Source organism: Lysinibacillus sp. NPDC094403 (genome assembly GCF_050278745.1).
Classification (GTDB): Bacteria; Bacillota; Bacilli; order Bacillales_A; family Planococcaceae; genus Lysinibacillus.
In genome coordinates, this window is record NZ_JBNNTL010000030.1 from 17865 (window position 1) to 27948 (window position 10084).

Annotated in this window: 7 protein-coding genes, 1 rRNA gene and 1 other annotated feature; of the genes, 1 reads left to right on the forward strand and 7 read right to left on the reverse strand. The window is 38.5% G+C overall.

Annotated elements, in window-relative coordinates; translation table 11 throughout:
* Positions 1 to 58: 58 nt before the first annotated feature.
* From serS to pdxS, 3 genes are all read right to left on the reverse strand, one after another.
* Positions 59 to 1339, reverse strand: coding sequence for a serine--tRNA ligase (gene serS / locus ACQKMV_RS23000; RefSeq protein WP_427506730.1), 1281 nt, complete (start codon positions 1337 to 1339; stop codon positions 59 to 61).
* 71 nt (positions 1340 to 1410) lie between these two features.
* Positions 1411 to 1634: a binding site (T-box leader), on the reverse strand.
* Positions 1635 to 1683: 49 nt separating this feature from the next.
* Complete coding sequence (pdxT, locus tag ACQKMV_RS23005; protein ID WP_427506732.1) at positions 1684 to 2247, reverse strand: pyridoxal 5'-phosphate synthase glutaminase subunit PdxT; 564 nt, start codon at positions 2245 to 2247, stop codon at positions 1684 to 1686.
* A gap of 1 nt (position 2248) precedes the next feature.
* Complete coding sequence (gene pdxS, locus ACQKMV_RS23010) at positions 2249 to 3133, reverse strand: pyridoxal 5'-phosphate synthase lyase subunit PdxS (protein WP_197143171.1); 885 nt, start codon at positions 3131 to 3133, stop codon at positions 2249 to 2251.
* 105 nt (positions 3134 to 3238) lie between these two features.
* Here pdxS and ACQKMV_RS23015 point away from each other — a divergent pair, with 105 nt between their 5' ends.
* Positions 3239 to 4663 carry a PLP-dependent aminotransferase family protein gene (locus ACQKMV_RS23015; protein WP_427506734.1) on the forward strand — a complete coding sequence of 475 codons (1425 nt, stop codon included), beginning with the start codon at positions 3239 to 3241 and terminating at the stop codon, positions 4661 to 4663.
* A gap of 156 nt (positions 4664 to 4819) precedes the next feature.
* Here the strand turns inward: ACQKMV_RS23015 and asnB are convergent, their stop codons facing one another.
* The 4 genes from asnB to rrf form a co-directional block, all read right to left on the reverse strand.
* Entirely contained in the window at positions 4820 to 6658 is a 1839-nt protein-coding gene (asnB, locus tag ACQKMV_RS23020) for an asparagine synthase (glutamine-hydrolyzing) (RefSeq protein ID WP_427506735.1), read from the reverse strand.
* Positions 6659 to 6763: 105 nt separating this feature from the next.
* The gene (locus ACQKMV_RS23025; protein WP_427506737.1) at positions 6764 to 8095 is read right to left on the reverse strand and encodes a D-alanyl-D-alanine carboxypeptidase family protein; all 1332 of its coding nucleotides are present in this window, start codon (positions 8093 to 8095) and stop codon (positions 6764 to 6766) included.
* Between the two features lie 142 nt (positions 8096 to 8237).
* On the reverse strand, positions 8238 to 9701 hold the full coding sequence (gene guaB, locus ACQKMV_RS23030) for an IMP dehydrogenase (protein WP_427506738.1): 1464 nt from the start codon (positions 9699 to 9701) through the stop codon (positions 8238 to 8240).
* 290 nt (positions 9702 to 9991) lie between these two features.
* Positions 9992 to 10084 (reverse strand): 5S ribosomal RNA (gene rrf / locus ACQKMV_RS23035); the annotation flags it as partial.

Here is a 10084-nt window from a genome sequence, read left to right on the forward strand (position 1 = left end):
AAAAACTACTGTTGAGATTAAATTTTCAACAGTAGTTTCTTTTATCTTTCGGTCCATTTTACTTTGGAGCGATTACTTCTTTTCCACCCATATATGGTCTTAATACTTCTGGAATCACTACGCTTCCATCTTGTTGCTGGTAATTTTCTAAGATTGCTGCTACTGTACGACCGATTGCTAGACCTGAGCCGTTTAATGTGTGTACATACTCTGGTTTTGCATTTGGCTCACGACGGAAGCGGATATTTGCTCGACGTGCTTGGAAATCTTCAAAGTTAGAGCATGAAGAGATTTCGCGGTACATATTTTGAGCAGGAATCCAAACCTCTAGATCGTACTTTTTCGCTGCAGTAAAGCCTAAATCAGCTGTACACATTTTTAGTTTGCGGTATGGTAACCCTAATAATTGTAGTACTTTTTCTGCGTGGCCTGTTAATAATTCTAGCTGTTCATAAGATTCTTCTGGTTTTACAAAGCGTACTAATTCCACTTTGTTGAATTGATGTTGGCGAATTAAACCACGTGTATCGCGACCTGCAGAACCCGCTTCTGAACGGAAGCATGCACTGTATGCTGCAAAGCCCTGTGGTAATGCTTCAACTGATAAAATTTCATCACGATAGAAGTTTGTCACCGGTACTTCTGCTGTTGGAATCATGAAATAATCTGTGTCATCTAATTTGAAGACATCTTCTTCAAATTTAGGTAGTTGTCCTGTACCTGTTAAGCTATCACGATTGACAATTACAGGTGGTAGCATTTCTTCATAGCCATGCTCTTCTGCATGTAAGTCCATCATAAACGTCATTAATGCACGTTCTAAACGAGCACCAAGGCCACGATAGAATAAGAAACGACTACCAGTCACTTTTGCACCACGTTCAAAGTCTACAATTTTTAAATCTGTAGCGATATCCCAGTGTGCTTTAATGTCAAAATCAAATGTTGGAATCTCACCCCAAGTATATTCCTCTACATTATCGTCCTCTGTTGTGCCAACTGGTACAGATTCATGTGGAATGTTTGGTAAACGCATCATCATATCTTTAAAGCGTTCTTCTACATCATTTAATTGGACATCTAGCTCTTTAATTTCATCGCCCACCTGACGCATACGTGCAATAACTTCATCTGCATTTTCTTTATTACGCTTCATGATAGAAATTTGCTCAGATACTTTATTACGCTCAGCTTTAAGCTCTTCTGTTTTTGCAATTAATTCACGACGCTTTGCATCTAATTGTTCAAAGTCATCTAAGTTTCCTAAATCCTCATTACGTGTTAATAGCATTTCTTTAATTTCCGCGAAATTGTCGCGCACGCGTTTAATATCTAACATCGTCATACCTCCAGTAGATTCTTAATGATGGGAAAATATTTAGTAGAAAACACAAAAAAGCCCTCATCCCCAAAAGGGACGAGAGCTACCCGCGTTGCCACCCTAATTGACTAGACACATTGTACTTTGTCTAATCCACTTATCTCATAACGGCATTTCAGCCGGCGACAGCCTACTTCATTAACTTCGACTGTGCAACTCCAGGACGGATTCACAAGTGCTTTTATCAGCTTCCACCACCCGCTGACTCTCTAAAAAAAACGTGCTTGCTACTACTTCCCATCATCGTGTTCAGTTATTTAAATTTTATCCATACTGTACTATATGAATTGAAATTTTGCAAGTCATACCATAGAAGATACAAAATATTCAAGAATACGTGCATCTGACGTTAATTCAGGATGGAAGGAACAGCCTAATAAATGATTGTCCTTTGCTAACACGATTTTCCCGTCATGCTCTGCTAATACTTCAACACCTTCACCAACGGAAACAATATGTGGCGCACGTATAAAGACAGCTGGAATGGCAGCACCTATTTCAGGTATGTCAAGCTTAACCTCAAAGCTATCTACCTGGCGTCCATAAGAATTACGTGCAACTACCACGTCCATTACAGCTAAATGTGACTCATAATCTACTAATTCCTTTGCCAATAAAATCAATCCCGCACATGTTCCAAACATCGGTAAACCTTGCTTTGCAAGTGTGCGAATTGGCTCTAATAGCTCATATCGATTCAGCAATTTCCGCATTGTTGTGCTTTCTCCACCAGGTAAGATGAGTCCATCAAGCTTCTCTAAATCATTTCTTTGTTTTACTAAGACAGCTTCGCATCCAAGAGACTCTATCATTTGCACATGCTCTCGTACCGCTCCCTGTAAAGCTAAAACACCGATTCGTTTCATGTTACCAGCCTCGCTCTTGCATACGCTCATTTTGACTAAGCTGTGCAATATCGATACCTTTCATCGGAACACCTAGCTCTTTTGAAATTTCGGCAATTAGCTTGTAGTCCTTATAATGCGTAGTGGCTTCAACAATTGCACGAGCAAATTTCTCTGGATTTTCTGATTTAAAAATACCAGAGCCAACAAATACACCGTCAGCTCCAAGCTCCATCATTAAAGCTGCATCAGCTGGCGTAGCAACTCCACCTGCTGCAAAATTTACGACTGGTAAACGGCCAAGACGCTTAATTTCTCTTAATAATTCAAACGGAGCACCAAGCAATTTAGCCTCTGTCATTAATTCATCCTCTGTCATTCCAACAACCTTACGTACTTGCGCATTCACTTTACGAATATGGCGAACTGCCTCTACAATATTACCCGTCCCTGGTTCCCCTTTAGTTCGTAGCATGGAAGCCCCTTCACCAATACGTCGAGCAGCTTCTCCTAAATCACGACACCCACAAACAAAGGGCACTGTGTAATCACTTTTTAATAAATGAAACTCTTCATCTGCTGGAGTTAATACTTCACTCTCATCAATATAATCGACACCCATTGCTTCTAACACTCTTGCTTCTACAATATGTCCAATACGTGCTTTAGCCATGACAGGAATGGATACAGCCCCCATCACCTCCTCGACAATACGAGGATCAGCCATACGCGCAACACCACCCGCCTTGCGAATGTCTGATGGTACTCGTTCTAATGCCATAACAGCCACAGCTCCTGCTGCTTCTGCAATTTTCGCCTGTTCTGCATTAATAACATCCATAATGACGCCACCCTTTTGCATTTCTGCCATTCCGCGCTTAACTAATTCTGTACCTGTTTGTCTCATGATTTCTAACCTCCACCTTTATGATGAAATTTAGTATAATTGAAATTGACCATATAAAAATATCCAGTTTTCAAAATAATTATAAGGCCAGGAGGATTAACGAACATGGACATGCTATTATTTCAGCTAGAAAAAGATGGTGGAAAACCGCTCTATGATCAGCTTTATAGCGGTATTAAAGAAGCTATTATTACAAAGAAAATAGCAGTAGGAGAAAAATTACCATCAAAAAGAAAATTAGCCGATTTTTTGAATATTTCTCAAACAACTATTGAAATTGCATATGCACAGCTACTTGCAGAAGGCTATATTATGTCTAAATCCCGCGTTGGTTATTTTGTAGAGGAAATTGACGAGCTTCCGTATATTCAGCAGGACACAGCAGCGTCCTTAAACGAACAACCTAAGAAAAAATCGTACAAGATAGATTTTAATCCTGGTTCTATTGATATTGATGCCTTCCCTTTTCAAACATGGCGGAAATATGCAAAAGAGCTGTTTGATGATGCTTCAAAGGAATTATTATTAACGGGGGAGCCTCAAGGAGAACTATCTTTACGAACAGAGATTGCTAATTATTTATTTCAATCACGCGGGGTTGTTTGTAGTCCCGAGCAAATTGTAATCGGCTCAGGGACAGAACAGCTACTACCAATGATTTTGCGCCTCTTTAGTGACGATACTTGCTTTGCGCTTGAAAACCCAGGTTATCCAGCTGTGCATCGTATGTTTTCACAGCATAAACGAAAAGTCTACCCAATTGCGGTCGATGATGAAGGAATTGTCATTCATGAGCTCGAAAAAACTAGTGCTGACGTTGTTTATATCACGCCATCACACCAATTCCCAACAGGAGCAGTATTATCGGCAACAAGACGTGCACAGGCTTTAAATTGGGCTGCACAAAGCGCCTCTCGATACATTATTGAAGATGATTATGATTCCGAATTTCGTTATACTGGAAAACCAATTCCTGCACTTCACGCATTAGATCGAAATGATAAAGTCATTTATATGAGTACATTTACAAAATCATTAATGCCATCCCTGCGTGTTGCTTATTTTGTACTTCCACCAAAATTACTTGCTACTTATAATGACGTATTTAATTACTATTCATCAACAGTACCTCGTTTCGATCAACATATCGTAGCTAATTTTATGCGTGACGGCCATTTTGCAAAGCATTTAAATCGAATGAGGAAGGTTTATCGAAAAAAGCATGAAAAACTTACTTCTATTTTAGAAAACTATTCTAATCAAATTAACATTACTGGCGAACAAGCAGGCATGCATATTTTACTGGATGTACAACATACTTTATCTGAAAAGCAATTACAGCAGCTTGCCTCCAATGCGGAAATTAGAATCTATCCACTATCTGATTATCGCCTGGATCACTCCACAGCCTCACAAGCTCAATTTTTACTAGGTTTCGGAAGTATACCTGCACATGAAATTGAACCTTCTATCGAAAAGCTAATGAACTGTTGGGATATACAGAAAAAACACCAATCAACCTCACGTTAAAAGGTTGATTGGTATTTCTTTTATCTTCATTCTTGTAGCGAAAGCGAAGCGTCAGCAACAAATGTTTTCTGTGCGAAAGCGAAGCGTCAGCAACAAATGTTTTCTGTGCGAAAGCGAAGCGTCAGCAACAACAATTACGCCAAGGCGAAATTAATATTATGATTCGATTAGCTGGATATTATAAAACTCAAACCATGTATGAATTTGCCCCAGATAAGCTAAAAGCTGTGGACCTGCCATTAATTGTCCATACCAAGGGACTTTGAAAGAGCTGCCACCAGATTCAATTAGCTCTATTAACTTCCGTCGTTCAAATAATTCATGAAGAATTGAATTTTTGTCCTCTACTATTTCTCTTAGCCATTTTTGAACGCCGGCTGTATAAACTGGATGATAAGTTTTAGGGTATGGATTCTTTTTCCGATATAAAACTTCTTCTGGCAATAAATGTTGCATTGCTTTACGAAGTAAACCCTTCTCCATACCACCTAAATTTTTCATTTCCCAAGGAATATTCCACGCATATTCCACAAGGCGATGATCTGCAAATGGAACACGAACTTCAAGACTGGCCCCCATGCTCATACGGTCTTTTCGTTCCAGCAATGTTTGCATAAACCATACCATATTCAAATAAAACATTTCACGTTGTCTTACTTCCTCGATACTCTCTCCATCAAGATATGGTACTTCAGCAATTGTTTGTGAATATGCCTGTTGTGCATATGACTCAACTTTTAATTTCTTACGCCATCTCTCTTGTAACATTGTTGATCTTTCAGACAGTGAACGAATCCATGGGAAACCTGTAGTTGTTTCTGTAAACCATGGATAGCCACCGAAAATCTCATCTGCACATTCACCTGACAGTGCAACCGTAAAATCCTTTTTAATTTCTCGACAAAACCATAATAACGATGAATCTACATCTGCCATCCCTGGTGAATCTCTAACGATGACAGATTCAACTAAAGAATCGATTAATTGCTGCTGAGAAATTTCCTCAGCATGGTGTGTTGTACTAAAGGTATCTGTCATTTTTTGAATCCAATACGTGTCTGTGGACGTTTGAAAAGTATGTGGATTAAAAAAACGTTCATTATCCTCATAGTCTATAGAGTACGTATGGAGTTTGCCTTTATTTTGTTGCTGAAACATGTTTGCTGCAATACCAGTAATAATGCTAGAATCTAATCCTCCTGAAAGGAATGTACAGATCGGTACGTCTGAAACAAGTTGTCGTTCAATAGCATCCCTTAGTAAAAAGCGGACATGATCAATCGTTTCCTCTAATGACTCTTCATGACGTTTACTCTGTAACTGCCAATATTGCCAAACTCGTATACCCTCTCTAGAGAAACGCATTGCATATCCTGGACGTAGCTCACTAATATTTTGAAAAAGTGACTTTCCGGGCGTTCTAGATGGTCCTACAGCCATAATATTTGCTAGCCCTTCCGTATTAACGGTTGTTTTAATCAATGGATGGGCTAATAATGCTTTTACTTCGGATGCAAAAAGTATGCCGTCTTGTTGTTCTGTGTAAAACAAAGGCTTTACACCTAGTCGGTCTCTGCATAAAAAAAGAGATTGTGATTGTTCATCCCATATACCAAAAGCGAAAATTCCATTTAAAAAATCAACACACTGCTCTTTCCATTCAATATAAGCAGTTAATAAAACTTCCGTATCTGAATGTGTTGTAAAAACATGCCCTCGTTTTTGAAGCTCTGTCCTTAATTCTTCTGTATTATAAAGCTCGCCATTATATGTAATGACATAGTTTGCACCATCATGTATTTTTTTCATCGGTTGCTTCCCACCGATCAAATCTATGACGGCTAGCCGACGATGGCCAAATGCAATATGCTCACTACACCAAATATTTTCATCATCAGGCCCTCGTTTATTTAAAGTTTGCGTCATTAACTTTAGAATTTCATTACTCGTTCTTAAATCCTTTTGAAAGCTAGCCCATCCTGTAATGCCACACATTTAGCCACATCCTTTCGCCTAATAGCGTATGCACTAATGCGTAAAAACGTGAAAAAGAACACGAGATGTTTTAAAAACATCTACGTGTTCTTTATGCATTAATTATTAGAATAAGCCACCAACAAAGTCAGTAATACCACTCCATAAGTTTCCGAAGAAGCTACCAACACCTTGGAAGAATAATGAGATACCGCTAGCACGCTCCACAGCCTCTGTTGTAACAACATCGGCTTTAAGGTCCTTACCGTCAATAAAACCGTAATCTGTGCCCTCTGAGCGTTCAATAACTACCTTTCCAACAACAGTATCTTTCTTAACATCTGCTTCTAGACTCTTTTTATCTAATACTAGTTTAGGTTTATATAAATCTTTCTCAGATGACTTGACCATAAATGAAACTGGTTCTTTAACAGCAATCGCTACTTTGTTTTCTTTACCTTTCGTAACTTTTACTGTTTCTTGATCTTTAAACGTATAGTTCGCTGGAATAATTTCTTGTTTCGAGAATTGTGAGAAACCATAGTTAAGCAATTTAGCTGTTTCATCGAAGCGCGCTTTTCTTGAGCCCTGTCCTTTTGTATCTACAGCCTTCATAACAACAGAAATTAAACGTGTACCATTGCGCTCTGCTGTACCTGTAAAGCAATGTCCAGCAAAGTCTGTTGTACCTGTTTTTAATCCGTCAACGCCTTCATATTGGAACACTAATCCTGGCAACATAAAGTTCCAGTTCTCCATATTAATTTCATCATCTGTACCTTCACGGAACTTCTTTTTTGCAATTTTAGATGTTTTTAATACGTCTGGATGATCTTTTAGTAAATGATATGCTAATTTAGCTACAGTTTTAGCAGGCATTACGTTTTCATCATTTGGTCCAGTACCAGCTGGCTGCATACCAAATAAATCTGCATTGTTAAGACCAGTAGAATTGACGAATTTATAATCTTTAAGACCAAGCTCTTCTGCCTTTTTATTCATCAGCTTTATGAACTCAGTTTCAGTACCTGCAATTGTTTCTGCAATAGCCACTGTTGCAGCATTTGCAGAGTAAATAGCCATCGCCTCATATAATTCGCGAATCGTGTAAGTTCCATCTCTACGCAATGGTACATTACTTAACGCACGGTTTTGAGACAATTTATACGTATAATCAGTTACGTGATATTCCTGATCCCATTTAACTGTACCTGCATCAATTGCATCCAATAACAGATATTCAGTCATCATTTTTGTCATACTCGCAATACCTAGCGCAGTATCTGCATTTTGTTCATATAAAATTTTTCCTGAATCTGCGTCAATTAAAATCGCAGCATCCACATGTAGTCCTAAACCTGAGTCCGCATGTGCCTTTGTAGGAATACCTGCTAACACACTAAATAACAAAACAGGAATTAGGAGTAAGCGAATGACAGTGTTCATTGTCTTTTTCACCTTTAAAGCCCTCCAAAAAAATAATCTTGTCCTCGACATTTTATCATATATAGTAACTTACGTGCGCACTCTCTATCATAAAAAAATGCTCTCGTGTCATCTTTGTAGACGATTCGAGAGCATAAAAGTTGCTAGTAATATATTACATCGAATAGTTTGGTGATTCTTTTGTGATTTGTACATCATGTGGATGAGATTCACGTAGACCTGCACCTGTCATACGAACAAATTGAGCATTTTCACGTAAGAACTCAAGGTTAGGTGAACCGCAATAGCCCATACCTGCACGAATACCACCGATTAGTTGATAAATTGTATCTGCTAGTGGTCCTTTGTATGGAAGACGACCTTCAATACCTTCTGGTACTAATTTTTTCGCATCCTCTTGGAAGTAACGATCTTTTGAACCTTTTTCCATAGCTCCAATTGAACCCATACCACGGTAAACCTTGAAGCGACGACCTTGGAAGATTTCAGTTTCACCTGGAGATTCAGAAGTACCTGCAAGAAGTGAACCAAGCATTACAACGTTACCACCCGCTGCAAGAGCTTTTACGATGTCTCCAGAGTATTTAATGCCTCCATCAGCAATAATTGTTTTACCAAGCTCACGTGCTACTGTTGCACAATCGTAAACAGCTGTAATTTGTGGTACACCTACACCAGCTACGACACGAGTAGTACAAATAGATCCTGGTCCAATACCAACTTTCACTACATCTGCACCAGCCTCAAATAATGCGCGTGCACCATCAGCTGTTGCCACATTACCAGCGATAATTTCAAGCTCTGGATAAGATTCACGGATAGAGCGAATTGTTTGTAATACACCTTCAGAATGACCGTGAGCTGTATCGATTACTACGATGTCTACTTGTGCTTCAACAAGCTTTTCAATACGTATCATAGTATCTTTTGAAACACCAACTGCTGCCCCAACTAATAAACGACCATGTATGTCTTTTGCAGCGTTAGGGAACTCAATTACCTTCTCAATGTCCTTAATTGTAATTAATCCAGTTAATTTACCGTCTTCATCTACAATTGGAAGCTTTTCGATTTTATATTGTTGAAGAATCTTTTCAGCATCCTCTAAAGTCGTTCCAACAGGAGCTGTAATTAAATCTTCTTTTGTCATAACATCTTCAATTTTTAAAGAATAGTCAGAAATGAAACGTAAGTCGCGGTTTGTAATGATCCCTACTAGCTTTTGGTTTTCCATACTATCAACAATTGGTACACCAGAAATTCGGTATTTACCCATTAAATGCTCAGCATCGAAAACTTGGTGAGTCGGAGTTAAGAAGAATGGGTTTGTAATAACACCATTTTCAGAACGTTTTACTTTTTCTACTTGCTCAGCTTGCTCATCGAGCGACATGTTCTTATGGATAATACCGATACCACCTTGACGTGCCATAGCAATTGCCATTTTAGATTCTGTAACTGTATCCATCCCTGCGCTGACCATTGGAATATTTAATTTAATCTTCGGTGTTAGTTGAACTGATAAATCAACATCTTTCGGTAATACTTCTGAATGGGCTGGTACTAATAATACATCATCAAAAGTTAAACCTTCTTTGGCAAATTTAGATTCCCACATTTTCGTAACGTCCTCCTATAGTTAAAAGAATATTAATTGTAAGATTAACAACGTGCTAAGCTACTGTCAAGAAACTTATAAAAGAAAGACAATTCAGATTTTTTAAGGTGGCAAATCTGCTAGTTTTTTTCCTTATTTACACCGATAAAATATAGCCTTTTTAATTTTCCTCTACATTTAAAATATAAATGTTAGTTAAGCACATCTTATTTTAAGTTTTGTGGAATTATTGATAAATTATTAAAGTTTTTTATAAAAAAACAGCCAGCACTCAGCTGACTGTTTCTGTTGCCTAGCGACGTCCTACTCTCACAGGGGGAAGCCCCCAACTACCATCGGCGCTAAAGAGCTTAACTTCCGTGTTCGGTATGGGAACGGGTGTG

Coding starts and splice junctions, on each gene's coding strand:
- guaB (WP_427506738.1), bottom strand. CDS start 9,701: ATGTGGGAATCTAAATTTGCCAAAGAAGGTTTAACTTTTGATGATGTA.
- serS (WP_427506730.1), bottom strand. CDS start 1,339: ATGTTAGATATTAAACGCGTGCGCGACAATTTCGCGGAAATTAAAGAA.
- pdxT (WP_427506732.1), bottom strand. CDS start 2,247: ATGAAACGAATCGGTGTTTTAGCTTTACAGGGAGCGGTACGAGAGCAT.
- pdxS (WP_197143171.1), bottom strand. CDS start 3,133: ATGAGACAAACAGGTACAGAATTAGTTAAGCGCGGAATGGCAGAAATG.
- asnB (WP_427506735.1), bottom strand. CDS start 6,658: ATGTGTGGCATTACAGGATGGGCTAGCTTTCAAAAGGATTTAAGAACG.
- ACQKMV_RS23015 (WP_427506734.1), top strand. CDS start 3,239: ATGGACATGCTATTATTTCAGCTAGAAAAAGATGGTGGAAAACCGCTC.